Annotated in this window: 26 protein-coding genes and 1 pseudogene; 11 read left to right on the top strand and 16 right to left on the bottom strand. The window is 70.6% G+C overall.

The annotated features are described in order from the left end of the window. Positions 1–5 precede the first annotated feature (5 nt). Positions 6–791 (bottom strand): hypothetical protein, encoded by a 786-nt coding sequence (locus I6J71_RS04095; protein WP_204093497.1) that lies wholly within the window; start codon positions 789–791, stop codon positions 6–8. Between the two features lie 105 nt (positions 792–896). Here I6J71_RS04095 and I6J71_RS04090 point away from each other — a divergent pair, with 105 nt between their 5' ends. Next, a complete protein-coding gene (locus I6J71_RS04090) occupies positions 897–1,520 on the top strand; it encodes an MBL fold metallo-hydrolase (RefSeq protein WP_204093496.1) in 624 nt (207 codons plus the stop codon). Here the strand turns inward: I6J71_RS04090 and I6J71_RS04085 are convergent. Beyond that, positions 1,517–2,284 carry a helix-turn-helix domain-containing protein gene (locus tag I6J71_RS04085; protein ID WP_239154418.1) on the bottom strand — a complete coding sequence of 256 codons (768 nt, stop codon included), beginning with the start codon at positions 2,282–2,284 and terminating at the stop codon, positions 1,517–1,519. The two genes, I6J71_RS04090 and I6J71_RS04085, sit on opposite strands and share 4 nt — an antisense overlap. A 73-nt stretch (positions 2,285–2,357) precedes the next feature. Here I6J71_RS04085 and I6J71_RS04080 point away from each other — a divergent pair, with 73 nt between their 5' ends. Continuing rightward, entirely contained in the window at positions 2,358–3,086 is a 729-nt protein-coding gene (locus I6J71_RS04080; protein WP_204093495.1) for an SDR family NAD(P)-dependent oxidoreductase, read from the top strand. A 161-nt stretch (positions 3,087–3,247) separates the two neighbouring features. On the opposite strand, the gene I6J71_RS04075 is transcribed toward I6J71_RS04080, so the two are convergent. After that, complete coding sequence (locus I6J71_RS04075; protein ID WP_204093494.1) at positions 3,248–3,715, bottom strand: DUF309 domain-containing protein; 468 nt, start codon at positions 3,713–3,715, stop codon at positions 3,248–3,250. 67 nt (positions 3,716–3,782) lie between these two features. Here I6J71_RS04075 and I6J71_RS04070 point away from each other — a divergent pair, with 67 nt between their 5' ends. After that, positions 3,783–5,222: a GuaB1 family IMP dehydrogenase-related protein gene (locus I6J71_RS04070; RefSeq protein ID WP_204096860.1), complete on the top strand. Its 1,440-nt coding sequence runs from the start codon at positions 3,783–3,785 to the stop codon at positions 5,220–5,222. 41 nt (positions 5,223–5,263) lie between these two features. On the opposite strand, the gene I6J71_RS04065 is transcribed toward I6J71_RS04070, so the two are convergent. Then, complete coding sequence (locus I6J71_RS04065; RefSeq protein ID WP_204093493.1) at positions 5,264–6,025, bottom strand: hypothetical protein; 762 nt, start codon at positions 6,023–6,025, stop codon at positions 5,264–5,266. 94 nt (positions 6,026–6,119) lie between these two features. Then, positions 6,120–7,406 carry a PhoH family protein gene (locus tag I6J71_RS04060; protein WP_204096859.1) on the bottom strand — a complete coding sequence of 429 codons (1,287 nt, stop codon included), beginning with the start codon at positions 7,404–7,406 and terminating at the stop codon, positions 6,120–6,122. A 734-nt stretch (positions 7,407–8,140) separates the two neighbouring features. Between I6J71_RS04060 and I6J71_RS04055 the strand changes: the two genes are divergently transcribed. Continuing rightward, positions 8,141–8,386, top strand: a complete 246-nt coding sequence (locus tag I6J71_RS04055; RefSeq protein ID WP_204093492.1) for a hypothetical protein — start codon at positions 8,141–8,143, stop codon at positions 8,384–8,386. Positions 8,387–8,514: 128 nt separating this feature from the next. Here I6J71_RS04055 and I6J71_RS04050 read toward each other — a convergent pair whose 3' ends face one another. Continuing rightward, a complete protein-coding gene (locus tag I6J71_RS04050; protein ID WP_204093491.1) occupies positions 8,515–9,291 on the bottom strand; it encodes an isoprenyl transferase in 777 nt (258 codons plus the stop codon). Positions 9,292–9,420: 129 nt separating this feature from the next. Between I6J71_RS04050 and I6J71_RS04045 the strand changes: the two genes are divergently transcribed. Beyond that, positions 9,421–10,062, top strand: a complete 642-nt coding sequence (locus I6J71_RS04045) for a hemolysin III family protein (RefSeq protein WP_204096858.1) — start codon at positions 9,421–9,423, stop codon at positions 10,060–10,062. A gap of 626 nt (positions 10,063–10,688) precedes the next feature. Here the strand turns inward: I6J71_RS04045 and I6J71_RS04040 are convergent. From I6J71_RS04040 to I6J71_RS50295, 3 genes are all read right to left on the bottom strand, one after another. Next, the gene (locus tag I6J71_RS04040; protein ID WP_204093490.1) at positions 10,689–10,829 is read right to left on the bottom strand and encodes a hypothetical protein; all 141 of its coding nucleotides are present in this window, start codon (positions 10,827–10,829) and stop codon (positions 10,689–10,691) included. A gap of 222 nt (positions 10,830–11,051) precedes the next feature. After that, entirely contained in the window at positions 11,052–11,501 is a 450-nt protein-coding gene (locus tag I6J71_RS50300) for an MBL fold metallo-hydrolase (RefSeq protein ID WP_370542074.1), read from the bottom strand. Continuing rightward, a complete protein-coding gene (locus tag I6J71_RS50295) occupies positions 11,396–11,821 on the bottom strand; it encodes a hypothetical protein (RefSeq protein WP_370542270.1) in 426 nt (141 codons plus the stop codon). Before I6J71_RS50295 ends, I6J71_RS50300 begins: the two co-directional genes overlap by 106 nt. Between I6J71_RS50295 and I6J71_RS50290 the strand changes: the two are divergent. Beyond that, a pseudogene (locus I6J71_RS50290) lies at positions 11,766–12,356 on the top strand (cupin domain-containing protein); the annotation flags it as partial. The gene I6J71_RS50295 and the pseudogene I6J71_RS50290 sit on opposite strands and share 56 nt — an antisense overlap. A 24-nt stretch (positions 12,357–12,380) precedes the next feature. Here the strand turns inward: I6J71_RS50290 and I6J71_RS50285 are convergent. From I6J71_RS50285 to mca, 6 genes are all read right to left on the bottom strand, one after another. Next, entirely contained in the window at positions 12,381–12,827 is a 447-nt protein-coding gene (locus I6J71_RS50285) for a helix-turn-helix transcriptional regulator (protein WP_370542193.1), read from the bottom strand. A gap of 226 nt (positions 12,828–13,053) precedes the next feature. Continuing rightward, positions 13,054–14,949, bottom strand: coding sequence for an acyl-CoA dehydrogenase (locus I6J71_RS04020; RefSeq protein ID WP_204093489.1), 1,896 nt, complete (start codon positions 14,947–14,949; stop codon positions 13,054–13,056). Between the two features lie 1,250 nt (positions 14,950–16,199). Continuing rightward, positions 16,200–16,757: a hypothetical protein gene (locus tag I6J71_RS04015; RefSeq protein WP_204093488.1), complete on the bottom strand. Its 558-nt coding sequence runs from the start codon at positions 16,755–16,757 to the stop codon at positions 16,200–16,202. 117 nt (positions 16,758–16,874) lie between these two features. Beyond that, positions 16,875–18,872 (bottom strand): thioredoxin domain-containing protein, encoded by a 1,998-nt coding sequence (locus I6J71_RS04010; RefSeq protein ID WP_204093487.1) that lies wholly within the window; start codon positions 18,870–18,872, stop codon positions 16,875–16,877. 26 nt (positions 18,873–18,898) lie between these two features. Next, positions 18,899–19,234: a hypothetical protein gene (locus tag I6J71_RS04005; protein ID WP_204093486.1), complete on the bottom strand. Its 336-nt coding sequence runs from the start codon at positions 19,232–19,234 to the stop codon at positions 18,899–18,901. Then, complete coding sequence (gene mca / locus I6J71_RS04000) at positions 19,231–20,145, bottom strand: mycothiol conjugate amidase Mca (protein WP_204093485.1); 915 nt, start codon at positions 20,143–20,145, stop codon at positions 19,231–19,233. Before mca ends, I6J71_RS04005 begins: the two co-directional genes overlap by 4 nt. Positions 20,146–20,300: 155 nt before the next feature. On the opposite strand from mca, the gene I6J71_RS03995 reads away from it, so the two are divergent. The 3 genes from I6J71_RS03995 to I6J71_RS03985 all read left to right on the top strand — a co-directional run bounded on the left by I6J71_RS03995 (position 20,301) and on the right by I6J71_RS03985 (position 22,356). Then, positions 20,301–20,756, top strand: coding sequence for a DUF4307 domain-containing protein (locus I6J71_RS03995; RefSeq protein WP_204093484.1), 456 nt, complete (start codon positions 20,301–20,303; stop codon positions 20,754–20,756). 198 nt (positions 20,757–20,954) lie between these two features. Continuing rightward, complete coding sequence (gene greA / locus I6J71_RS03990) at positions 20,955–21,455, top strand: transcription elongation factor GreA (RefSeq protein WP_204093483.1); 501 nt, start codon at positions 20,955–20,957, stop codon at positions 21,453–21,455. Positions 21,456–21,543: 88 nt separating this feature from the next. Beyond that, positions 21,544–22,356, top strand: a complete 813-nt coding sequence (locus tag I6J71_RS03985) for an MBL fold metallo-hydrolase (protein ID WP_204093482.1) — start codon at positions 21,544–21,546, stop codon at positions 22,354–22,356. Here I6J71_RS03985 and I6J71_RS03980 read toward each other — a convergent pair. Next, the gene (locus I6J71_RS03980) at positions 22,353–22,817 is read right to left on the bottom strand and encodes an Lrp/AsnC family transcriptional regulator (RefSeq protein ID WP_204096857.1); all 465 of its coding nucleotides are present in this window, start codon (positions 22,815–22,817) and stop codon (positions 22,353–22,355) included. The genes I6J71_RS03985 and I6J71_RS03980 overlap by 4 nt on opposite strands. Positions 22,818–22,938: 121 nt before the next feature. On the opposite strand from I6J71_RS03980, the gene hppD reads away from it, so the two are divergent. Together hppD and I6J71_RS03970 are read left to right on the top strand one after the other, a co-directional pair. Next, complete coding sequence (hppD, locus tag I6J71_RS03975) at positions 22,939–24,138, top strand: 4-hydroxyphenylpyruvate dioxygenase (RefSeq protein WP_204093481.1); 1,200 nt, start codon at positions 22,939–22,941, stop codon at positions 24,136–24,138. A 294-nt stretch (positions 24,139–24,432) separates the two neighbouring features. Next, on the top strand, positions 24,433–24,975 hold the full coding sequence (locus tag I6J71_RS03970; RefSeq protein ID WP_204093480.1) for a YbaB/EbfC family nucleoid-associated protein: 543 nt from the start codon (positions 24,433–24,435) through the stop codon (positions 24,973–24,975). Positions 24,976–24,981: the final 6 nt, after the last annotated feature.

Genomic DNA, 24,981 nt, shown 5'->3' with positions numbered 1-24,981 from the left:
CCTTTTCATACGTGCCGCCTGAAATAAAGAGCAGGTCGATCCCCGCTGTCGCTCAGCGCGTGGACCACGCGCAGCGACTCGTCCTCGGCGAAGCCGCTGCGCTGGAAGTCGGCGCTGTTGAGCTTCACGGACACCGGCACGCTGTCGCCGAGGGCCGCGCGCACCCGGCGCACGAGCTCGAGCAGGAACCGGCTGCGGTCACGGTCCCACTCCCCGGCACGCCGGTTCGTGAGCGGCGAGAGGAATTGCGAGATCAGGTAGCCGTGCGCGCCGTGCAGCTGGACACCGGCGAACCCGGCCTCGACGAACGTCCGCGCGGCCAGCGCGAAGCGGTCGACGATCGCCTCGATCTCGTCGCCGGTCGGCGCCCGCGGCGGCGCGAACGCCGTGCGTACGGCGCGGTTGCCGAACGCGACCGCCGACGGCGCACGGGTTGGCGTCAAAGGAACCGCGGACTCTGCCGGCCGGGGTGGTTGAGCTGGACCCACAGCTGCGCGCCGGCCGTCGACGCTACGCGCCCACGGCCGGCGCGCGGTCGGGTCCGGGACGGCGGGCAGCGCCACGTTGCGAGGTTCACCGAGGGCAGCCGGGTCGACCATCTCGTTGCCCGTCACCAGCAGGCCCGCGCCGCCGCGTGCCCACGTGCGGTACAGCTCGGCGAGCTCACGCGTCGGCACGTTGCGGCGGTCGCCGAGCTGCCCGCTCAGCGCCGGCTTCGCCGGCCGGTGCGCCAGTACGGCGACGCAGCGGAGTTCGAAGGGTTCGGCCGGCAGGTCGCGGGCGGCCGTCATCGCGCTCCCATCGTCGCAGCGGACTTACTCAAAGTAAGCCTACTCGAAAGTAGATACCGGCGGTATCTCGGCCGATCGCGCGTTCGAGCACTAGGGTCTGGTGCCATGACGGCGATAGTGCAGAACCTGGTCACGTCGGGCGTGTTCGAGCTCGACGGCGGCAGCTGGGACGTGGACAACAACGTGTGGATCATCGGCGACGACTCGGAGGTGATCGTGATCGACGCGGCGCACGACGCCGACGCGATCGCCGACGTGGTCGGGGAACGCGCGCTGCGCGCGATCGTCTGCACCCACGCGCACAACGACCACGTGAACGCCGCGCCCGCGCTCGCCGAGCGCACGGGCGCCCCGATCCTGCTGCACCCGGACGACCGCGTGGTGTGGAACCTGACCCACCCCGACCGCGCCCCGGACGGCGACCTCACCGACGGCCAGACCATCACCATCGCCGGCACCGACCTGACGGTGCTCCACACGCCGGGCCACGCCCCGGGCGCCGTCTGCCTCTACGCGCCGGACCTCGGCGTGCTCTTCACCGGCGACACGCTCTTCCACGGCGGCCCAGGCGCCACCGGCCGGTCCTATTCGGACTACCCGACGATCGTCAGGTCCATCCGCGAGCGCCTGTTCGCCTTGCCCGACAACACTTCCGTGCGCACGGGCCACGGCGAGGGAACGACGGTCGGCGAGGAGCGGGCCGCGTCGAACGACTGGCCGGAGGCTTAACCCAGGCGCGCCAACGCGTTCGCCGAGCGGCTGCCCGGTTCGGCGTGGTAGATCAGCACGGTCCACTCGCCACCGGGCACGTTCAGCAGTTCCCGGCCCAAGGTCAGCTCTCCGGCCAACCGATGGCGGAAGACCTTGCGCGGCGCGGCGGTGGTCCGGACGTCGTGCCGGGGCCACAGCCGCGCGAAGTCCGGGCTGGCCTCGGTGAGCTCGGCGATCAGCTCGTCCAGCCCCGGGTCCGGTACGGCGGTGCGGGCGCGCACCAGCGCGGTGACGTTGCGCGCCATGGCTTCCCAGCCGGGGTGCAGCTGCCGGACCGAGGGGTCGAGGAAGAACGCGCGGGCGAGGTTCGTACCCGGCCGGTACATCGGCGTGAGCGCCACGGCGAGCGGGCTGGCGGCGAGCACGTCCATCCGGTGGCCCCACGCCAACGCGGGCGCGGGGTTGCGCTCCACCAGCTCCCGCACCCCTCGCGGCAGGTCGCCGCGCTTCGTCCGCGGCGGCGCCGCGAGCCGGTGCAGGTGCGCCGCGCCGTCGTCGTCGAGCTTCAACGCACGGGCGAGCGCGTCGAGCACCTGCGTCGACGGGTGCCGGTCGCGCCCCTGCTCGAGCCGCACGTAGTAGTCGACGCTTACGCCTGCCGCAGCGGCCAGCTCCTCCCGCCGCAGCCCCGGTACACGCCGCTCGCCCGCATCGGGCAACCCGGCATCGGCGGGGCTGACGAGAGCCCGGCGGGCACGCAGGAAGTCGCCGATCGCGTTCACGGCTCCCACGGTAACCGTGGGTGGCCCTGTCACGGCCTGGCCGGGTTCACCGGGTTCGGCGACGCTGTCGATCATGACCATCGCCCTCGTCAGCGGCGCCAACAAGGGTCTCGGCCGCGAAATCGCCCGCGGTCTCGCCCTGCGCGGCGCCACCGTGTACCTCGGCAGCCGCGACCTCACCCTCGGCGAACGCGCTGCCGCCGAACTGGCCGCCGAAGGCCTCACCGTGACCCCGGTCCGCCTCGACGTCACCTCCGCCACCGACATCGACGCGGCCGCCCGCCTCCTCGAAGACCGCCACGGGCGGCTCGACGTGCTCGTGAACAACGCCGGCGCCCGTTTCTCCGTCGAACCGGCCGACCTCACCGCCGAGGCAATGCGCCGCGCGTTCGAGACGAACCTGTTCAGCGTCGCCGCCACGACCCACCGCCTGCTCGGCCTGCTGTGCGCCGCCGACGCTCCCCACGTGATCAACGTCGCCAGCACCACGGCGTCCCTGGCGCTCACCACCGCCGCCGATTCGAAGTTCACCGCGGCCACGGACATCATCGCCTACGCCTCCTCGAAGGCGGCGCTGGTGATGCTCACCGTCCGCTACGCCACCACCTTCCGCGCCGACCCGGCGTACGCGCACTTCCACGTGAACGCCGTGACGCCTGGCCACATCGCCACCGACCTCAACGGCCACACCGGCCCCCGCACCGCAGTGGAAGGAGCCCGTGTGGTCCTCGACCTGCTCGCCCAAGGCGCCGCAGCACCGACCGGCGCCTTCCTCAACGAAGACGGGCCGGTCCCCTGGTGAACCCGCCTCGTCAAGGCCGGCGTGGCGCCCGTCGCGTGCCGGGCGCCGGTCGATTTGTCGATCCGCTGACGGGAGAAGAACGGCAGGCCGGGCCTCGCGACGAAACGCGAGCGCGGCCGGCTCTTGCTCGCCGGACTCTCGCGCCGGGACGGAGCGCTGACCTACCGGACCAGCCGAGGCGCCACCGGCTTCGCCCGAACCCGCGAGTTGGCCTCCGCCACCAATGCCCCGGCCCACTCCTGCAACCCGGCCACATCGATGCCGTGCGGCGCCGACGACCGGAACGGCTCGAGGTTCGACGCACCCCGCTCCAGCAGCGCCGCCGCGCCCTTGCCGTTGCCGCGCAACGCGTGCGTCATGCCAACCGCCAGCTGGGCCAGGCCGCGCCAGAGTTCGCGTTCCGGGCCGGCCGTGGACTTCCACGCGTCTTCGAACACCTCGTGGGCGTGGAAGGGCCGGCCGCCGTCGAGGAGCCGCTGGGCTTCGGCCAGGGTCTGCGCCGGGGTGCGGACAATGCCTTCGGGCTGGCGGTCGACGCCGGAGGCGCCGTAGGGCAGGGGGCGGCCCAGGCCGTCGCGAGGACGGGCGTTGCGGGCGCGCCCCGACTCGTCGCGATCACGGGCGGGCACGCCGACATTGTTCCACGAGCCACGCCGGGTTCGCGTCACCCGCGTGAGCCACGTAGTCTGGGGACTCGTGCGCTTTCTCGATGGGCACGTGCCCGCTCACGACCTGACCTACGACGACGTCTTCCTCCTGCCGAACCGTTCGGACGTGGAATCGCGCTTCGACGTCGACCTGTCCACGGTGGACGGCACCGGCGCGACGATCCCCGTGGTGGTGGCCAACATGACGGCCGTGGCCGGGCGGCGGATGGCCGAGACCGTCGCGCGCCGCGGTGGGCTGGTGGTGCTGCCGCAGGACGTGGACACCGCGGCGGTCGCCGAGATCGTCACGTGGGTGAAGAGCCGCCACACCGTGTGGGACACCCCGCTCGTCCTGACCGGCGGCGACGCCGTCGCCGATGCCCTCAACCTGGTCCACAAGCGCGCCCACGGCGCCGTGGTGGTCGTGGACGGCGACGGCCGGCCCGTCGGGATCGTCGACGAAGCCGCCTGCGCGGGCGTCGACCGCTTTGCACGCCTCGCCGAGATCGCGCAGCCCGCGGCCGTCGCCGTGCCGCTGGACACGCCACCGCGCGAGGTGTTCGACCTCCTGCACGACCACGGCGCGCGCCTCGCACTGGGCCTGGACGCCGAGGGCCGTCTCGCGGGCGTGCTCACCAGCGCGGCCACCCTGCGTGCGGGCATCTACACGCCGGCCGTCGACGCCGGCGGCAAGCTGCGCGTGGCCGCCGCCATCGGGGTGAACGGGGACGTCGCCGGCAAGGCCGAGGCCGTGCTGGCCGCGGGCGTCGACACGCTCGTCGTCGACACCGCCCACGGGCACCAGGAGAAGATGATCTCCGCGCTGAAGGCCGTGCGTTCGGTGTCGCCGCGCGTCCCGGTCGTCGCGGGCAACGTCGTCACGGCCGAAGGCACGCGTGACCTCATCCACGCGGGCGCGGACGTCGTGAAGGTCGGCGTCGGCCCGGGCGCCATGTGCACCACGCGCATGATGACCGGCGTCGGCCGGCCGCAGTTCTCCGCCGTCGCCGAGTGCGCCACGGCCGCGCGCGAGCTGGGCAAGCACGTCTGGGCCGACGGCGGCGTGCGGCACCCGCGCGACGTCGCCCTGGCCCTGGCCGCGGGCGCGTCGGCCGCGATGGTGGGCTCCTGGTTCGCCGGCACCCACGAATCCCCCGGCGACCTGCGGTACGACGAGCAGGGCCGGCCGTACAAGGAATCGTTCGGCATGGCGTCCAAGCGCGCCGTCGGCGCCCGCACGCGCACGGACAACGCCTTCGACCGCGCCCGCAAGGCCCTGTTCGAAGAGGGCATCTCGACCTCGCGCATGGCGCTCGACCCCACCCGCCCCGGCGTGGAGGACCTGCTCGACTCGATCTGCTCGGGCGTGCGGTCTTCGTGCACGTACGCGGGCGCGCGCACGCTCGAGGAGTTCCACGAGCGTGCCCTGCTGGGCGTCCAGTCGGCCGCCGGCTTCGCCGAGGGCCGCCCCCTGCCGTCCGGCTGGTGACCGAGGGTCACCGCCATGTCGACCGGGGTGGCGGTGACCTGTCACTCTCCTGCGCGCAACGTCGCCCGTGGGACGTTGGCCGCGCGGGCGAAATAGTCGCGCCATATCGACCAGAGCACCTGGGCGGGGCCGCAGACCTGACCGTGAATGGTGATCAAGTCCTCCTCGCACCCCTCGATGCCCCCGAGCCTGACTTCGGCCCAGTCCGGCACTGGCGCGAGGGAAACGTGCTTGCCGGGTATCAAACCCAGGACTTCCGGCAGCCAGGTCGCGAAATCGCAGGAGATGGTGAGGTCGCCCTCGAAGTGGTCGTCCGGCACGAAGACGACACCGATGCGCTGGAGTGGACAGCGCACCAGCGTGTCGGTCGATTTGAGGAAGTACCACAACACCAGCTCGACGAGCTCTCGGCTTTGGCCGCGCTCCGGCGGGTCCGCGTCCTGGTGTTCGACGGTGTTCCGAATAACGACCAGCTTGCCCAGCATCAGCTGCCGGGCGATGTTCAGGCGGTGCAACGTTTCCAGGCCGCCTAGCCGCCGATCGCCCGCCGCGCCGTAGCCGGCTGAACTGGTACAGCTCGCGCAATGATCGCACGCGGTGATCGACCGCCCGCTAGACGATGTCGATCCGGTGGAACTCCGACATCGCCGTTTCCAGCAACCGCTCGCGTGCTGCCAGCGCTGGTACGCCCGGAGCGCAACGACGTCGTCTTCGGTAGCCCAGGTCGCCGTTTCCTGCTCGCGGACGAGCCATACCGGATCAACCCAGGCGATGTCGCCTTCGGGGAATTCGGTTCGGGTCACGACGCCAGGTCCGTTCTCCGGCCGCCTTGACCGGGTCCCGAAACTACCGGGTGCCTGCCCGCCCCAATCCGGGACGGGCAGGCACCCGTGCGGATCAGCCGTGGTCCTCCAGCATCTCCGTGACGAGCGCGGCGATCGGCGAGCGCTCGGAGCGGGTGAGGGTCACGTGGGCGAACAGCGGGTGGCCCTTGAGCTTCTCGATCACGGCCGAGACGCCGTCGTGGCGGCCGACGCGCAGGTTGTCGCGCTGGGCGACGTCGTGGGTGAGGACGACGCGCGACGCCGTGCCGAGGCGGGAGAGCACCGTGAGCAGCACGTTGCGCTCCAGCGACTGGGCCTCGTCGACGATCACGAACGAGTCGTGCAGGGAACGGCCGCGGATGTGCGTCAGCGGGAGCACCTCGAGCATGCCGCGGTCGAAGACCTCGTCGAGCACGTCCTGGCTGACCAGCGCGCCGAGCGTGTCGAACACGGCCTGCGCCCACGGCTGCATCTTCTCGCTCTCGGACCCGGGCAGGTAGCCGAGTTCCTGGCCGCCGACGGCGTAGACCGGGCGGAACACCACGACCTTGCGGTGCTGGCGGCGCTCCATCACGGCCTCGAGCCCGGCGCACAGCGCGAGCGCCGACTTGCCGGTGCCCGCGCGACCCCCCAGGGAGACGATGCCGACGTCGGAGTCGAGCAGCAGGTCCAGCGCCACGCGCTGCTCGGCGGAGCGGCCGTGCAGGCCGAACGCCTCCCGGTCGCCGCGCACCAGGCGGATGCGCTTGTCGGCCGTCACGCGGCCGAGGGCGCTGGAGCTGCCGGCGAGCAGCCGCAGGCCGGTGTGACAGGGCAGTTCACCCACGTCCGGCAGGCCGAATTCGACCGGGTCGGCCGTGTTGCCCGCGAAGAGGCTGTCGATCAGCTGCTGCGGGGCGTCCACGTCGGCCATGCCCGTCCAGCCCGATGGCGTGACCTCCTGCGCGCGGTACTCGTCGGCGTCGAGGCCGACGGCCCCCGCCTTGACCCGCAGCGGGATGTCCTTCGTCACCAGCGTGACCGACGGCCGTTCCACCGCGAGATTCAGCGCGCACGCGAGGATGCGGTGGTCGTTGGAGTCGGTCCGGAAGCCCACCGGCAGCACCGACGGGTCCGTGTGGTTGAGCTCCACCTGCAGGGTGCCGCCCAGGTCACCGATGGGGATCGGCGCGTCGAGGCGGCCGTGCTTGAGCCGCAGGTCGTCGAGCAGCCGGAGCGACTCGCGGGCGAACCAGCCGAGTTCGGGGTGGTGGCGCTTGGCCTCCAGTTCACTGATGACGACCAGGGGCAACACGACCGCGTGTTCGGCGAACCGGGTCACCGCCCACGGGTCGGAGAGCAGCACGGACGTGTCGAGCACGTAGGTGGACTGCCCGGATTGGGGCGAGATCGAGGCTTTCTCCGGGGCCGAAGCACCGGTCGAAGAACGGCCAGAGGCCTTGCGGGGTGAACGCTGCGCAGTCACGACGGCATCTCCCTCGAGGGCGTGTGCACCCCACGCCCGCACTCGCTGGGCCGGGCACCTCCCTGGCTGGGTCCGCACTCCCTGACGCCGGCTGCGTCAGCGGGCACGGCCACGAGGGCCGGGTGCCGGCCCCCTCGTGCATCGTGTGAGCGGCTTCGCCGCCCCCTCGATCAACGCCACGACCAGGGCCTCCCGCGAGGACCCGCACGGAACGCGTGCCCTCACCTCCGGAAGGTACCGACGGATCGCGGATCGTGCAGGCAGCCACACAGGTGATTCGCCAACTCGTCATCTCACCGTCGGTCGTCTGACACGGACACCCCGTGGCATCACGCAGCGTGAGCAGGACGAGCGAACGGGGGATCACGCGACGGGATGACCAGCGAAAAAAGATCACCGAGTGCGTAGGAAAGATCAGCGGAAAGGCTTGTACCACGGGGTGCAGCGGAATGCATTTCGCGTCGCGAACACTGAACCGGTCCGAGTGAACCGAGCGTTTTGGGCCTCACACAATGGGAGTACCCGGCGATCAATTCGACGGCGGAGAAGGTAATTTTCTCACTGCGGGACACACCACCGGAAACTTCGGTGCCCCGGATCCCAGGTATCTCTACTTAGGAGTGTGCGAAGTGCTGAAGAAGGCTGGAATCGTCGCCGGTGCCGCCGCGGGCCTGATGATGATCGGCGGGACGGCGTTCGCCTCGCCGGCGGACCACGGCTACACCCCCGACCCGACGTTCGGCGACGCCTACGCCACCTTCATCGAAGGCGGCGGCGCGCTGGGCTACGGCGCCGCGTCGCTGGTCGCCGGCGCCTACACGGGCATCGCCACCACCCCGGCGCTGATTGCCCACTCGCTGGAGCACCACGGCTGATAGCCGCGGCAGACGAAGGAAGGGCCCCGGAGTTGCGACTCCGGGGCCCTTCCTTCTGTGCTGTGCGGACAGTGCTCTGTGGACTCCCACTGCCGCCCCCAGCTGTGGTCGGGTGCCTTCAGAGGTGCTCACGTGCCGAAGCGGCGGTGGCGCCAGGCGTAGTCGCGCATCGCGCGCAGGAAGTCGACGCGCCGGAATGCGGGCCAGTATGCCTCCGTGAACCAGAATTCCGAATGCGCCGACTGCCAGAGGAGAAAACCGGAAAGCCGCTGTTCGCCTGAAGTTCGGATAATGAGGTCCGGATCGGGCTGGCCCGAGGTGTACAGGTGCTCCGAGATGTGGTCCACGTCGAGGATTTTCGCCAGCTCGCGGATCGAAGTGCCCTCGTCGGCGTGCTGCAGCAGCAGCTTGCGCACGGCGTCGGCGATCTCCTGCCGCCCGCCGTAACCGACGGCGACGTTGACCTCCATGCCCGCCCGGTCCTCCGTGCGCACCGCCGCGGCCGTGAGCCGCTGCGCGACCTCGAGCGGCAGCAGGTCCAGCGCCCCCACGATGCGCAGCCGCCACGGCATTTCGGGCGCGGCGAGCTCGTCGGTGACGTCGGTGATGATCTTCAGCAGCGGCTCGAGCTCGTCCGGGTCGCGGTTGAGGTTGTCGGTGGACAGCAGCCACATCGTGACGACCTCGACGTCGGCCTCGCGGCACCAGCTGAGGAAGTCGGCGATCTTCTTGGCGCCCGCGCGGTGCCCGTCGGCCACGTCGGTGAACCCGGCTTCACGCGCCCACCTGCGGTTTCCGTCGAGCATGATCGCGATGTGCCGCGGGTGGCGACCCGCCGCCTGCTGGATCAGGCGGCGGCCGTAGACGCTGTAGACGACGTCGGACAGGAAAGACCGGAGGCTCACGTGGCCCGAGCCTACGCACCCCCGGGTCACACGTGTGACTCGCCACGGGGGGTGGCGAAAAACCTACGCTGCCGTAACCTGGGCCTGGTGAGCGTGACGACCGAACCCCCACCGTCCGGCCCTGCGCCCGTGGACACCCGCCCGCGCCTGCGGGGGCACATCCACTTCTGGTCCTTCTTCGGCGCCGTCGCCGGCACCGCGGTGCTCGTCAGCCTGGCCGCTTCGACCGTTTCGTCCCTGGCCGCCCTCGCGACGTCCGTGTACGGCTTGACGGTGCTCGGCGTGTTCGGCGTGAGCGCTCTGTACCACCGCCGGCTGTGGAGCCCGCGCGCGTACAAGTGGATGAAGCGCGCCGACCACTCGATGATCTTCCTGTTCATCGCCGGCACGTACACCCCGTTCACCCTCCTGGCCATGTCGAAGCCCACGGGCTACGTCATCCTCGCCATCGTCTGGGGCGGCGGTCTGCTCGGCGTCGCGATGAAGATGCTGTGGCCGCACGCCCCCCGCTGGCTGGGCGTGCCGATCTACATCGCCCTGGGCTGGGTGGCGATCTTCGTCATGCCGGAGCTCGCTCGCCACGCGGGCATCCCGGCACTGGTACTGCTGTGCGTCGGCGGGCTGTTCTACACCCTCGGCGCCGTCTTCTACGCAACGAAGTGGCCCAACCACTGGCCGGACACGTTCGGGTACCACGAGTACTTCCACGCATGCACGGTGCTGGCGGCGGTGTCGCATTACATCGCGATCTGGCTGGCTCTCTACGCCTAGCTGGGGTTTACCGTTTTCCCGAGCCGAGCGTGTCCGCCACTTGCGTGCTGGTGCCGTCATCACGGTCGTCGCTTGCGCGGCCTCGGCCGGGTTCATCCGTAGTGTCTCCGCCGTCCAGGCTGTCGCGAGTCGGCATGTGGCTCTGCTGAGAACGTGGACGAGCTGGATGTGGCTCTTTGACCTCGTTGCGACAACCCTGGCTTGTGCCGGACTTGCCACCGCCGTCGTCTGCGGCGTCGCATTGATCGAGCGGCGACGCCTGCAGGTCCTTCGAACCGCGGAAACAGCCGTGTTCCTCGGTGTGCTCCTGATGACGTGCCCTCGTGGCGGGAGCCGCCGTGTCACCTCCGCGAGGCGGCTGTCGGCCGAGCCCGGCGACGTTACCTGTACCATTTTCGGACCCGACCCGGTGGTTGAGGTCGGCTGGGCCGTGGGACTGGTCGCCGGAATCTTGCTCGGCGCGCTGATAACCGCCGCAGGCAAGCGCAGGCGAAGCAACACTCTCACCCCGATACGCCGCGAGGACGGGCGTCATCGCGGATCATGACTCCGCACGCTGCCTCGCTGCCTTGTTACGGCTTGAGTCGTCGCAGTACGTCGCGATTTGGCTGGCTCTCTACGCTTGGCTACCGCAGCAACAGCAACACCGCCGCTCCGACCGTTCCCCGGCTGACGAGCACCAGGAGTGCGTAGCGAAGAGTCGTTGCCCAGCCGGCTTTGGCGGCGGTGAGCAGGGTGGCGTGGCTGGTCCCCCGAGTGGCGGTCAAGGCCAGGACCTTCCGGTGGGTGCGGGTGGGACCCCCGGGTGACGTCGGAAAACGTCGCCTGGCCGAAGGGTAGCGCGGACGCGGGAGGCGGACGAGCGGCCGATCAGGTGGCGTCGCGCCAGCGGGTGATGGAGAAGCCGGCGCCGGAGCGGTGGATCTCGACGGCTGAAGCCCCCGTGAAGTGGGCTGGGACAACCAGTTCGCGCGAGTCGGCCGCGCGGCTCAGAACGCGGAGTCGAGTGCTGCTGCCGATTCCGGGTCTTCGCAGAAGCAGCTGCTGTGCGCAGGCGCGAGGATCTGCACGGCGCTGTGCAAGAGATCCCCGACGAACACCGCGCGGTCCGTCCCGGAAGTCAAGCGCAGCAAGGAAGAACCGGGCGTGTGGCCCGGCGCTGATTCCAGGACCAGGTTGCCGTCGATGCGATAGGAGTCTTCCCACAGGACGGCGCGGTCGAGGACCGGCGTGACGCTGTCGGCGTAGACGAGCTGGCCGCGGAGGCGCCCGGGGTCGACGGAGCGGCGGTGGGCGGTGCGGGGGTCGAACCAGTCCTTGTCGGCGCGCGGGATCAGGTAGGTGGCGTTGGGGAAGGTCGGCTGCCAGCCTTCGCCGTCGGGGCGGGTGTTCCAGCCGCCGTGGTCGTAGCGGAGGTGTGTTGACCACGACGTCGACATCTTCGGGGGCGCACGCCGGCGGCGGCCAGCCGGGCCAGGAACTCCGTGGCGAGGTGGTCGAACAACGGGAGCTGCGGCCGGTCGCGGTCGTTGCCGACACCCGTGTCCACGAGCACGACCTTGCCCTCGCTGCGCAGCACCCACGTCTGCACCGCGGCGTGGTACGCATCGGCGGCCGGGTGCCAGTGGTGGGGAGCGAGCCAGTGCTCGTTGTCCCGCCACAACCGAGGCGGCGTGTCCGGGAGCACCGATCCGACGGGCGCGATGTCGCCCGACCACTCGACGACCTTGGTCACTTCGACTTCACCGAGCTGGATCATGCATTCGAAGTTGACCATCGCTGGTGAGCATTCCAATGCGTCAAATCCGCCAATCGATGCGCGAACGTCGCGTGTGCTGCTGAGCATGGACGTCCTCAGCGACGCGATCGCCGTCATGCGCACGGGCGAGCCGTCGGCCAACCGGCTGCGGGCCGGCGGCGCGTGGTGCTACCGGTTCGCGCCGTACGCCGGCGCCGGGTTCCACGTCGTGCTCCGCGGCACGGGCCGGCTGATCGGCGCCGGTGAACCCGTTCAGCTCGGCCCCGGCGACGCAGTCCTCCTGCCCCACGGCGCCACCCACGTGCTGTCTTCGACGCCGGAGGGCAAGACCGCCGTCCCGTTCGAGACCGCCGTCGACGATCCGGCCGAGGCCCACCGACCTGCTCTGCGGCAAGTACCGCTTCGACCGCTCGCGCGCACACTTCCTCGTCGAAGGCCTGCCCGACGTCGTGCCCCTGCCCGCCTGCGCCGGCGAGCTGGGCTCGGCCATCACGTTGCCCGGCGGCGAGGTGACCGGAGCGCGCCCCGGCCGGGACGCCGCCGTCGCCGGGCTGCTCGACTACTGCTCGTTTACCTCGTGCGTGCGTGGTTCGCCGAACACCCCGGCGCCGGTTGGCCCAAAGCCTTGCCGGACCCCGAAATCGCGGCCGCACTCGAAGCGCTGCACGCCGATCCCGCGCGCCCGTGGCGGCTCGAAGACCTGGCCGCCGAAGTCAGCCTGTCGCGCGCGACGCTCGCCCGCCGCTTCACCTGGCTCACCGGCCGCGCGCCGATGGCGTACCTCGCGTGGTGGCGCATGGTCTCCGCCGCTCGCCTGCCAACGCGGGCGCAGGCGCCCTCTCGAAGTCACGTCGAGTGTGGCGCGGCTCAGGTGCCATTCCACCGTGCGCGGGTTGAGCACGAGCCGGGCGGCGACCTCGTGGTTGGTGTGGCCGTCGGCGGCCAGGCGGGCGATGCGGGTTTCGTCGGCGGTCAGCGCGCCGGGTCGCGTCGCCGGCGGGTTCACGGTGGCGAGGAGTTCGTGGTGGGCCCGGATGGCGAATCCGTCGGCGGCCAGGCGGGTGAGCGCATCCAGCGCCGGCCGCAGCGCGGCCCGCGCGTCGACGCGGTGGTCCGGCGCGATGGCGACCGTCCGCTCCCCGCCATCGCGCGCGAAGTCGGCTACGGACCGCCGTACGCGTTCTCCCACGCGTTCAAACGCCACTTCGGCATCGCGCCCGGGCGGTACCGGGTCAGTCCCGCAACATAGGTGCGGCCAGGAACTGCTCCGGGATCGCGAACGCGTCCACGAGCGTCCTGGCGTGCGGGCGCAGCTCGGCGCATAGGCCGTTCACCGCGGCGGTCACCGCCTTGGAGCGCGACGACGTCAACCGACCGTGTTCCAGGAACCACGCGCGGTCTTCCTCGATGGCCGACAGCGCGTACAAGTCGCACACGCGCGCGAGCAGTGCCTTGGTTTCGGGATCGGCGCACGCGTCGACGGCGCGCGCGAACGCATCCAGCACAAGGCGTTCCACGTGCACGCGGCCGGCGGCGAGCACGTGGTCCTGCGCGGCGTTGAAGACACCGAACGGGTCGTCGGCCGCCTTGCGGAGGCGGTTGGCGACGCCGTCGAGCACGTGGCCCTCGCGATCTTCGAACAGCTTCAGCTGCCATTCGCGGTCGAACAGCACCTCGGCGTCGTCGGACTTCGCGAGGCGCTCGATGACCTTGCGCGCGGACGTGCGCTCCAGCACCGCGTCCACGAGCTGCTCTGCGACGAACCGAGCTGTGGCAAGTGGACTGAGGTCTTCGAAGTGCTCTTTGTACTGTGTCAGCAGGCCTTTCGCGACGAGCTGCAGCAGCACTGTGTTGTCACCTTCGAAGGTGGTGAACACGTCGGTGTCGGCTTTCAAGCCGGCCAGCAGGTTTTCCGACAGGTAACCGGCGCCGCCGCAGGCCTCGCGCGCGGCCTGGATCGTCTTGGTGGCGTGCCAGGTGTTCGCGGCCTTCAGCCCGGCGGCGCGCGACTCCAGCTCGCGCTGCTCCTCCTCCGGCGCGTCGGCCGCGATGTCGTGCAGCTTCGCGACGAGTTCCTCCTGCGCGAAGTGCAGCGCGTACGTCTTCGCGAGCGCGGGCAGCAGTTTCCGCTGGTGGCCGTGGTAGTCGAGGAGCACGACCTCGTCGCCTTCGGGGCGCTTGAATTGCCGGCGCAGCTCGCCGTAGCGGACGGCCAGCGCCAGCGCGCGTTTCGTCGCGCTGCCCGCGCTGCCGCCGACGCTCACGCGGCCGCGGATGAGCGTGCCGAGCATGGTGAAGAAGCGCCGGCCGTCGCTTTCGATGGGGCTGGTGTACGTGCCGTCCTCGGCGACGTCGCCGAAGCGGTTCAGCAGCGCTTCGCGCGGGACGCGCACGTGATCGAAGGTCAGGCGGCCGTTGTCGACACCGTTGAGCCCCGCTTTCCGGCCGCAGTCTTCGATCGTCACGCCGGGCATCGCCGCGCCGTCGTCGTCGCGGATCGGCACGAAGAATGCGTGCACACCACGGGATTCACCGCCGGTCACGAGCTGGGCGAAGACGACGGCGGCCTGGCCGTCGCGCGCCGCGTTGCCGATGTATTCCTTGGTGGCGCCCGGATCCGGGCTGTGGACGACGAACTCCCGCGCCGCGGGGTCGTAGGTGGCGGTGGAGTGCAGGTGCTGCACGTCGGAGCCGTGGCCGTGCTCGGTCATGGCGAAGCAGCCGAGCAGGTCGAGGTCCATGATGCGGCGCAGGTACTTCGCGTGGTGGCGCTCGGTGCCGAGCAGCTGCACGGCGCCGCCGAACAGGCCCCATTGCACGCCGGCCTTGACCATCAGCGACAGGTCACCGAGGCCGAGCATCTCGAACGACATCACCGAGCCGCCGACGTCGCTCTTGCCCCCGTAGGCGCGGTCGAACCCCAGCGCGGGCCGGTCGGTGGTGGCAAGCTTGCGCAGCTGTTCGAGCACCTGCGCGCGGTGCGCTTCGACGTCGAGGTCCACCGGATCGCGGAAGTCCTCGGCCGCCATCTGTGCGCGCACGGCGCGCCGCAGCTCGGCCCAGCGGCCGTCGAGGACGGCGGTCAGCGCGTCCGGGTCCACCTTCGCGGGAACAGCAGGGATGTCCACGGGTCCTCCTCGCTACTCGCCGGTAAGCCTGCCCCAGCGAGGGGGCGATCGCAGGTCGAGGTGATGAGGAAGACTCGATCGTTTGGCTCGTGCCGCGCCGGGGAAAGACGGCCGCGATGGGTTCGCAAGTCACCGCCACGTGGGTCTCGGCGATCGGCAGCGCCGGATCCCTGCTCGGCTTTGCTTCGTACGTGTGAATCATGCTGCTGAACCGCAAAGACCAGCCGGAGGTGCGGCAGCAGGAACAGGCGCAGTCGGTGTCGGCGTGGCTCGACGAAGGCTGCCGCCACGACCGGCGCGAGGACTACGTCGTGTGCGTCCACAACGGCGGCCACGCCCCGGCCTTCGACTGCTCGGTCACCCTCCACCGCCCCGACGAGGACAACCCGCACCGCCTGCGGCTCGCCATCATCCCGCCCCGCTCCACCGCCGTGCGCGGCCTGCCCTTCGGCCACGCCCCGCTCCCGGCCGACAACCTGCACTCCACGGCCGCCGTCCCGTCCCCCTCCTTCACCGACAGCCACGGCGGCCACTGGGGACCGCACCACGGAGGGCCTGCTGACACGCACGGACCGCCGAACCCCACGCGGCCGGTGGCGACTGCGGGCTTGAGCGGGACTCTCGCTCTGGTGCGCAGCGGTCCCGGCGCGCCGCGTCAGCAACGCGGGAGGACCGCTCGGGGCCCCGAGCGGTCCTCCCGCGCGCACGCGCGCGAAAGGCCCAGTCGCGCCGGTGCACGAACGGTCCCCTCGCGCCGCGCGCGGCAGGTCCATTCACGTCACGCACCGTCCCAGAACCGGCCGAACACCACCCGCGCCGACGAGGGCGACATTCATTCAGGTGCACGAAAGGCCCCCTCGCGCCCAAACACACGCCGGGGGCCCCTCGCGTTGCAGCGCGAGAGACCCTTCACGCCACTCACCGACGCCAAGCCCCACGGAACCCGCCCACCAACGGCACGAGTGGGACTCTCGCACCTGCGCACGAACGGTCCTCTCCACGCAGCGCACGACAGGCCCAATCGCACGCCAGCCCGGGGTCGGCCGGCACCATCAACCTCCATCCACACCGGCCCACCAACAGCCCCGCTCGCGCAGCGCGCGACAGGCTCATTCACACGCCCGCGCGAGGGGCCGCAGAACACCCGAGTACGACCGCGAGCAGACCATCCACACCGGCCCACGAACTGTCCACTCACGCGCACGCGTGCGAGAAACACCCCTCACGACACCACACGAAAGGCGCTTCACTCAGCCCAGGTCGGGGCCCTTCGAGCGCAGGTCGTCGACCTTGGACATCGCCTGGCGGAGTTCCGCGAGCCACGTGTCGGCGTGCTGGCCGACCAGTCGGACGGCCCAGGCCAGTGCCTCGGACCGCGAGCGGGCCACACCGGCGTCCACGAGGGTGTCGAGGACCAGGCGTTCGGGCTGGCGCAGCCGGGTCATGACCGGCGCGGACAGCGTCGTGAACAGCGCCTTGGTGCCGCCCAGCCGGGCGCCCCACGCGACCTTGCGCTGGTAGCGGTGCTCGGCCTGCCGGGCGATCTCGATGCGCTCGTCGCGGGTCTCCTCGCGGAAGCGGCTGATGCGCCCGTCCTCAGCGGCCGCGCGGGCGGCGTCGTCGGCGTAATCGCCGGTCAGGGCGGGCAGTTCGCCCACGATGACGATCTCCTCGCGGTCGACGGTGATCTCCGGGTCGCCCGTGAACCAGCCGTCCGGGAGGCGTCCGGCGAACCAGGCGGCCGCGTCCTCGGCCGACGGCGCCTCGCCCTGCTGCCAGCCGCCGCGGCCCTTCCAACCTCGTCCCATGTGTCCCACCTCGAAGTGCGCGTACATGTCTCTCGCCTCCGCGATTACATGATTACATCGCTACTCAAGCTACGCCGAAAACACTCGAGGGAAACCCGCGTTCACCAGGGGCAGAACTCAGCGCGCCAGCTGCTCCACGAGCTCGGCGACGCCCGTCACCGGCCGGTCGCACACGTAGCCCCGGCACACGTACGCGGCGGCGGCCCCGTCGATGAGCGGCCGGTCCGCCAGCAGCGGCACGCCGTCGGCGTCCGGAGAGCCGCCCAGCACCACGCCGCCGCCGTGCAGGTGCCGGGCCGCGGCCGTGACCAGCGCGCCCCGGTCCGGACCGACGACCGCCACCTGCACCGGACCCGACTGCGCCGCCTCCGCCACCGACAGCCAGTGCCCCGCGAACCGCGGTGCGCGCGAAGCCAGCAGGCCCGCGCGAAGCAGCGCCGCGTCGGCCGCCGAGCGGTACCGCGCGGCCTGGTCGTAGCCGGCCAGCGCCGAAGCGGTCAGCAACGCTCCCGCCAGCGCCGACGCACCCGACGGGCTCGCGTTGTCCGTCGGGTCGGACGGCCGCTGCACCAGGGCTTCCGCGTCGTCCGCTGTGTCGTGGTAGGCCCCTTCCGCGGAAGCCCCGAAGTGCGCCAGCGCCACGTCCAGCAGCTCGGTGGCCGCCGCCAGCCACCGCGGCTCGCCCGTCGCCTGGTGCAGCGCGAGGAGTCCGTCGGCCAGGCACCCGTAGTCCTCCAGCACTCCGGCCGGCACGCCGGCGACACCCGCCCGGGAACTCCGCCGCAACCGCCCGTCGACGAGGTGGACGTCGAGCAGCAGCGAAGCCGCGTCGCGAGCCAGATCGATCCACTGTGGACGCTCCAGTGCGACACCGGCCTCGGCGAGCGCGGTGATCGCGAGCCCGTTCCACGCGGTCACCACCTTGTCGTCCCGCGCCGGCTGCGGCCGCGCCGACCGGGCGGCCAGCAACGCCGAACGAACGCGCTCGAACCGCGCGGCGTCGTCCGGATCCCGCAGCAACTGCAGCGTCGACGCGCCCTTTTCGAACGTCCCGGACTCTGTCACGGAGAACAGCGAAGCCGCCCACTCCCCGTCGGAGTCGCCCAGCACTTCGCGCAGCTGCGTGGGCGTCCAGACGTACGTGAGGCCCTCGACGCCGTCGGTGTCCGCGTCGAGCGCGGCCGCGAACCCGCCTTGCGGCGTGCGCAGATCCGTCTCGAGGAACCGCACGATCCCCTCGGCGATCCCGAGCGCGAACGAAGAACCGCGCCGCGCCAGGTGGGCGTAGACGCGCAGCAGCAAAGCGTTGTCGTACAACATCTTTTCGAAGTGCGGCACGATCCACTCCGCGTCCACGGAGTACCGCGCGAAGCCGCCGGCGAGCTGGTCGTGGATGCCGCCGCGCGCCATGGCCACGGCGGTCGACTCGGCGAGCGACAGCGCGTCGGCCGAGCCGGTGCGCTCGTGGTGGCGCAGCAGGAACTCCAGCACCATCGACGGCGGGAACTTCGGCGCCGTCCCGAACCCGCCGTGCTTCGGGTCCGCTTCGAAGGCGAGCTTTTCAGCCGCAGCGGCCAGCGCGCCGGCATCCACAGCCGACGCCTGCAGCGGGCCGCTCTGCTCGGTGAGGTGCCCGATCAGCCGCTTCGCGCCGTCGCGCAGGTCGTCCGGCCGCTCGGTCCACGCCTCGGCGACGGCGGTGAGCAGCTGCTGGAACGACGGGATCCCCGGCCGCGGGGAGGGCGGGTAGTAAGTACCGCAGTGGAACGGCTCGCCGGCGGGGGTGAGGAAGCAGGTCATCGGCCAGCCGCCCTGGCCGGTCATGGCCTGGGTGGCGGCCATGTAGACCGCGTCGATGTCCGGCCGCTCCTCGCGGTCGACCTTGATGTTCACGAAGTGCGCGTTCATCAGCGCCGCGGTGCCCTCGTCCTCGAAGGACTCGTGGGCCATCACGTGGCACCAGTGACACGCCGCGTAGCCGACCGACAGCAGGATCGGCACGTTGCGGCGCCGCGCCTCGGCCAGCGCTTCAGGCCCCCACTGCCACCAGTCGACGGGGTTGCCGGCGTGCTGCAGGAGGTACGGGCTGGTCGCGCCCGCCAATCGGTTCGCCATACCACCAGGGTGGCACGACGCCCGCGTCAGTCGGACTTGGCCTTGGCCTGATCAGCCGGCTGGGCCACCTTTCCCTCGTCCGGTGCGGCGGCGGTGTCCACCTCGGGCTTCTCGCCCGCTTCGTCCGTCGTGCCCTCTTCTTCACCGAAGCTGGCCGGCACCTTCTTCAGGTGCTTGCTCATCGATCGGATGAGGAACGCCACCGCGATCAGGAACAGGATCAGCACCAGGAAGCCGACAGGCGAGGACTTGCCGAAATCCTCACCCTGACCGCCGTTGTCACCGCTGTCGGGCTGCTGGGCCAGGAACAGGGCCGACGCCGTCAGCGGAGCCACCGCGACGGCCGGCACACCGAAAATCATGGGCTCACCTTCTCCTTGATGCCGGCGAACAGATCATCCTCCGGCAGCGTGCTGTCCACCAGGGAGCGGTTCAGCTCGTACTCCTCGGTCGGCCACGTCTCGCGCTGGATCTCGAGCGGGACCGCGAACCAGCGGCTGGTCGGGTCGATCTGCGTGGCGTGCGCCTTCAGCGCCTCGTCGCGCACCTCGAAGTATTCACCGCACTCGATCCGGGTGGTCACCCGCTCCATGATGTCGGGTCGGTCCGGGTCCCAGGACTTGAGCCACTCCTCGTACGGCGAAGGCAGGCCGGCCTCCTTGAGCGCGGTGTCGAAGGCGATCATCCGGGACCGGGAGAAGCCGTGCACGTAGTAGAGCTTGAGCGGCTGCCACGGGTCGCCGGCGCCGGAGAAGCGGTCGGCGTCACCCGCCGCGTCGAAGGCGGCCATGGAGACCTCGTGCGTGCGGATGTGGTCCGGGTGCGGGTAGCCGCCGTTCTCGTCGTAGGTGACGAGCACGTGCGGGCGGAACTCGCGCACCACGCGCACCAGAGCCTCGGTGGACTCCTCGAGCGGCACGACCGCGAACGAGCCCTCCGGCACCGGTGGCAGGGGGTCGCCCTCGGGCAGCCCGGAGTCGACGAAGCCGAGCCAGCGGTGCTGGACCCCCAGGATCTTGGCCGCGCGCGCCATCTCCTCGCGCCGGATCTCCGTGATGTTCGCGAGCACCTCGGGCCGGTCCATCGCCGGGTTGAGGATGCTGCCAGCTTCACCGCCCGTGCACGTCACGACCATGACCTCGTGGCCTTCGGCGACGTACTTCGCCATCGTGGCCGCGCCTTTGCTGGATTCGTCGTCGGGGTGCGCGTGCACCGCCATGAGACGCAGGTTTGAGTTGCGGTCGCCCGTCGTCAGCTCGTCAGCTCGCACCATGCTCTGAACGACCCTTTCGTGTGCCTTATTCCGTCGAACCCCGCCCCGGCTCCACGCCGCCGGAAGCGCTCGCGGATACTCGATGCAGTGGTGCCCCCAGTTGGGCTCCACCCATTGTCCCCACGGGTACGACAAGAACGACCGGAGGCCCGGACTTGCAGACCGGAGAGACCGCGACCACCGCGGGTGACGCCCGTCCGGCGCCGCCCGCGGACCGGTACGGCTCGCCCGCCAAGACCGGCTCGAAACGCTGGAAGCGCTGGGTTTTCGGCGTGGTCGCCGTGGTCGTGAGCTGCGCCGTGGCGTGGATCGCCTACGTCAACCTCGGCCAGGCGTCGATCGACGCCGAGCGCGTGGCGTTCGATGCCCGCCCGGGCAACGCGATGCAGATCACCATCAACGTCACGCGTGACGACCCCGACAAGGCCGGGGTGTGCATCGTACGGGTTCGGGACAAATCGGGCGCCGAGAGCGGCCGCAAGGAAGTGCTGGTTCCCGCCGGGGCCGGCCACAGCAGGGTGAGCACGGTGGTGAAGAGCATCGGGGAACCGGTGACGGCCGACGTGTACGGCTGCTCGTACTCCATACCACGTTACATGTCAACCCCATAGCGGCCAACGGGGTGAAATGCGCGGTGAGTGTCCGCGCTGCGCGGAATGGACCGGCGTCGCTCTGTCGTGCCGTGATACGCTGATACACCAGCACGGCCCGAGGCGGGCCGTGTTTTTCCTTTATCTCAGCCGTGCGGGCGAGGTGTGCTCGTGCGGTGGCCGGCTTGTACACCCAAGCCTGGCAGGCCCGACGAGGAGATGGTGACCGTGAGCGACACCAAGGTGACCTGGCTGACCCAGGATGCCTACGACAGGCTCAAGCACGAGCTCGACGAAATGATCGAGAATCGTCCGGTCATCGCTGCGCGCATCAACGACAGCCGCGAAGAGGGCGACCTCAAGGAGAACGGCGGTTACCACGCGGCCCGCGAAGAGCAGGGCCAGGCCGAGGCGCGCATCCGCCACCTGCAGGAGCTGCTGCGCAACGCGAAGGTCGGCGAGGCTCCGGACGACGACGGCACCGCCGGTCCCGGCAAGGTCCTCACTGTCAAGTACGAGGGTGACGACGAGGAGGAGAAGTTCCTGCTCGCCACCCGCGAAGAGGGCGCCGAGGGCGCGCTCGACGTGTACTCCCCCGAGTCGCCCCTGGGCAAGGCCCTGCTCGGCGCGAAGGAAGGCGAGTCGCGCGAGTACGAGCTGCCCAACGGCAAGACCATGAAGGTCACGCTGGTCAAGGCAGTGCCCTACAGCGAGAGCTGAGTCCCGCTTCCGCGCGTGCCCGGCTGCGATGGCCGGGTGCGCGGAAACCGGTCTAGCGTGGCTCCCGGGACACCACTGGGAGGACACGATGAGCGAGCTGCCGATGTGCCGCACCTGCGGCATGCAGTACCCCGAGCCCCGAGCCGATTGCCCGATCTGCGAGGACGTACGCCAGTACGTCCCGCTCACGGGTCAGGCCTGGACCGACCTCGCGGCGCTCCGTTCGAGCGGGGAGTACGAAGGGCGCATCGAGGAGCAGGGGCCGGGGCTGATCGGGGTCGGGTCCACGCCGAAGTTCGCGATCGGCCAGCGCGCACTGCTGGTGCGGGCCGGCTCCGGCAACTTCCTCTGGGACTGCGCCGCCTACCTCGACGACGCCGTGGTACAGCGGATCACCGAGCTCGGTGGCATCACCGGCATCGCGATCAGCCACCCGCACTACTACACGTCGATGGTCGAGTGGGCGCACGCGTTCGACGCGCCGATCTACCTGCACGAGGGCGACCAGCAGTGGATCGGGCGGCCCGACCCGTCGATCCGGTTGTGGTCGGGCACCACACTCGACGCGGCCGACGACCTGCGGTTGATCAACCTCGGGGTGCACTTCACCGGCGGCACCGTGCTGCACTGGCCGGCGGGTGAGCAGGGCCGCGGGGCACTGCTGTCGGGCGACATCGTGCAGGTGATCCCGGACCGCACGCACGTCGCGTTCATGTACAGCTATCCGAACCTGATCCCGGAGCGGCCGAGCGTCGTGCGCCGCGCGGCGGAGCTGCTCGAACCGTACGCGTTCGACGCGATCTACGGCGCGTGGTGGGACGCGATCGTGCACCACGACGGGCACGAAGTCGTGCAGCGCTCGGCGAAGCGCTACCTCGCGCACACGCTCGAGGCGTTCTAACCGCGAGCGGTGCGCTCCAGCAGCGGGCGCACCCGGGGCTGAACCGGTGTCGACAAGGCGATCGACGTCGACGTGCGCAGGACCCCGTCGACGCCGACGACGTCGTCGATCACGCGCTGCAGGTCGTCGTTGTCGCGCGCCACCAGCCGGACGAACAGGTCACCCTGCCCGGTGGTGGCGTGCACTTCGCACACCTCATCGATCGCCGCGAGCGCCTCGGCCACGCTCCCGCGCCGTCCCTGGGCGATTTCGAGCACGGCGAACGCGGTGAGCCCGTAGCCCATCGCGGAAAGGTCGAGCTCGGGAGGGAAACCACCGAGGATGCCGCGCTCGGTCAGCCGGTCGAGGCGCGCCTGCACGGTGCCGCGCGCGACCCCGAGGCGACGAGCGCATTCGAGCACGCCCAGCCGCGGCGAGTCGGTGAGCAGCAGCAACAGGCGGGCGTCGAGCGCGTCGAGCACGGTTTTCTCCCTGCACAGGTTGTCCACGTTGACCGCAGCATACGGCTTACTGCTGGACATATTGTGCAGCTAATTCGGCGACCGTTGCTCATCTTGCCGTGGCGGACCCATGCTTGCCGACATGACCCACACCATGGATCCGCAGGGTGCGCTCGACGACGTCAGCTTCGACCAGCTCCGTCAGCTCGTGGGGCTCGTCGACCACGACGCCACGAACGACCCGTTCCCCGTCAAGGCTCTCGACGCGGTGGTGTTCGTCGCCGGCAACGCGACGCAGACCGCGTGGTTCTACCAGGTCGCGTTCGGCATGGAGCTCGTCGCGTACGCCGGCCCCGAAACGGGCCGGATGGACAGCAAGGCGTTCGTGCTCAAGTCGGGCTCGGCGCGGTTCGTGATCACCGGCGGCGTGCGACCGGATTCGCCGCTGCTCGACCACCACCGCCGCCACGGCGACGGCGTGCGCGACCTCGCGCTCGAGACGACGGACGTGGACAAGTGCGTCGAACACGCCCGCGCGCAGGGCGCGACGGTCCTGGAGGAGCCGCATGACGTCTCCGACGAGCACGGCACGGTGCGGATGGCCGCGATCGCGACGTACGGCGAGACCCGCCACTCGCTGATCGACCGGTCCCGCTACACCGGTGTGTACTTGCCGGGCTTCGAGCCGCGCGAGAGCGCGGTGAAGCGCCCCGAAGGCGCACCCAAGCGACTGTTCCAGGCGGTGGATCACTGCGTGGGCAACGTCGAGCTCGGCAGGATGGACTACTGGGTCGACTGGTACCACCGCGTGATGGGGTTCGTGAACATGGCGGAGTTCGTCGGCGACGACATCGCCACCGACTACTCGGCGCTGATGAGCAAGGTCGTGTCGAACGGCAACCACCGCGTGAAGTTCCCGCTCAACGAGCCGGCCGTCGCGAAGAAGAAGTCGCAGATCGACGAATACCTCGAGTTCTACGAAGGTGCGGGCTGCCAGCACATCGCGCTGGCGACCAACGACATCATCGCCACGATCACTGCGATGCGCGCCGCCGGCGTCGAATTCCTCGACACGCCCGACTCCTACTACGAGGACCCCGAGCTGCGCGCGCGGATCGGCGAGGTGCGCGTCCCGATCGAAGTGCTGCAGGAGCACAAGGTTCTGGTCGACCGCGACGAAGACGGGTACCTGCTGCAGATCTTCACGAAGCCGATCGGCGACCGGCCCACGGTGTTCTACGAGCTCATCGAGCGGCACGGTTCGCTGGGCTTCGGGAAGGGCAACTTCAAGGCGCTGTTTGAGGCGATCGAGCGCGAGCAGGAGCGCCGGGGCAACCTCTGACGGCTGCGCTGATCGGTTGCGCTGATCGATTGCGGCGCAACAGGAACCGCTTTCCGCGCCGCTGTCAACTAGCTGGGCGCACGAACGGCCCGTTCGCGACGAACCGTCGCGAACGGGCCGTTCGCTACCTTGCGGGCCTGTTCGAGCACGTACAGTGGTGGTCTGGTCCTCGCGCCGGCCGGTTGACCCGGATGGCAAACTGGGCCGATCGGATCAATTCGGACCGCTCCGGAACCGGAGGCGGGCTCGATCCGTCACTGTGGGGAAGTACCGCTCGAGAGGAATGGGGGCCCGATGTCCGACGGCGTCGACGCCAGCCAGCGGATGGTCGACGGCTGGGCGCAGCAGCTGCGGGAAACGGCTGCGCGCTACCAGGCGATGGCCGACCGCGTGCAGGGCCAGACCGTCACGGAACGGGCGAAGGACGGCGCGGTCGAAGTGACCGTCGACGCCAAGGGACTGCTGAAGAACCTCGTGATCGCCGAGTCCGCGAGCGGCAAGCGGATGGCGGAGGTCTCGGCTGAGGTGATGCGGCTCGTGCAGAAGGCGCAGTCGCGGATTCCCGAACTGCTGCAACAGGTTGCGACCGAAACGCTCGGCAGCGACGGCACCGGGGACAAGCTCGTGGCCGACGCGAAGAGCACGTTCCCGGAGCCGCCTCCGGAGGATCCGGCGGCACCGCCGGAGCCCGATCGTCTGCACCACTTCGGGCCCGAGGAAACCGACGGGCCGCCGGCCCCGCCGCGGCAGCAGACCCCACCACCGCCTCCGCCGCGGCGCCGCCGGCCCGACCCGGCCGACGATGACGACGACTTCGGCGGATCGATTCTGTCCTGACGCGCG

Origin of the sequence: Amycolatopsis sp. FDAARGOS 1241 (assembly GCF_016889705.1) — a bacterium.
In the GTDB taxonomy this organism is placed as follows: domain Bacteria; phylum Actinomycetota; class Actinomycetes; order Mycobacteriales; family Pseudonocardiaceae; genus Amycolatopsis.
Note: the sequence above shows the minus strand (reverse complement) of the source record. Positions and strands in the feature narration are given on the sequence as shown.

What these genes read in the sequence shown, in the direction of transcription:
- I6J71_RS04095 (WP_204093497.1), bottom strand. Translation starts at nt 791, where the DNA reads ATGACGGCCGCCCGCGACCTGCCGGCCGAACCCTTCGAACTCCGCTGC.
- I6J71_RS04090 (WP_204093496.1), top strand. Translation starts at nt 897, where the DNA reads ATGACGGCGATAGTGCAGAACCTGGTCACGTCGGGCGTGTTCGAGCTC.
- I6J71_RS04080 (WP_204093495.1), top strand. Translation starts at nt 2,358, where the DNA reads ATGACCATCGCCCTCGTCAGCGGCGCCAACAAGGGTCTCGGCCGCGAA.
- I6J71_RS50300 (WP_370542074.1), bottom strand. Translation starts at nt 11,501, where the DNA reads ATGTCGACGTCGTGGTCAACACACCTCCGCTACGACCACGGCGGCTGG.
- I6J71_RS50295 (WP_370542270.1), bottom strand. Translation starts at nt 11,821, where the DNA reads ATGATCCAGCTCGGTGAAGTCGAAGTGACCAAGGTCGTCGAGTGGTCG.
- I6J71_RS04015 (WP_204093488.1), bottom strand. Translation starts at nt 16,757, where the DNA reads ATGGGACGAGGTTGGAAGGGCCGCGGCGGCTGGCAGCAGGGCGAGGCG.
- I6J71_RS04010 (WP_204093487.1), bottom strand. Translation starts at nt 18,872, where the DNA reads ATGGCGAACCGATTGGCGGGCGCGACCAGCCCGTACCTCCTGCAGCAC.
- I6J71_RS04005 (WP_204093486.1), bottom strand. Translation starts at nt 19,234, where the DNA reads ATGATTTTCGGTGTGCCGGCCGTCGCGGTGGCTCCGCTGACGGCGTCG.
- mca (WP_204093485.1), bottom strand. Translation starts at nt 20,145, where the DNA reads ATGGTGCGAGCTGACGAGCTGACGACGGGCGACCGCAACTCAAACCTG.
- greA (WP_204093483.1), top strand. Translation starts at nt 20,955, where the DNA reads ATGGTGACCGTGAGCGACACCAAGGTGACCTGGCTGACCCAGGATGCC.
- I6J71_RS03985 (WP_204093482.1), top strand. Translation starts at nt 21,544, where the DNA reads ATGAGCGAGCTGCCGATGTGCCGCACCTGCGGCATGCAGTACCCCGAG.
- hppD (WP_204093481.1), top strand. Translation starts at nt 22,939, where the DNA reads ATGACCCACACCATGGATCCGCAGGGTGCGCTCGACGACGTCAGCTTC.
- I6J71_RS03970 (WP_204093480.1), top strand. Translation starts at nt 24,433, where the DNA reads ATGTCCGACGGCGTCGACGCCAGCCAGCGGATGGTCGACGGCTGGGCG.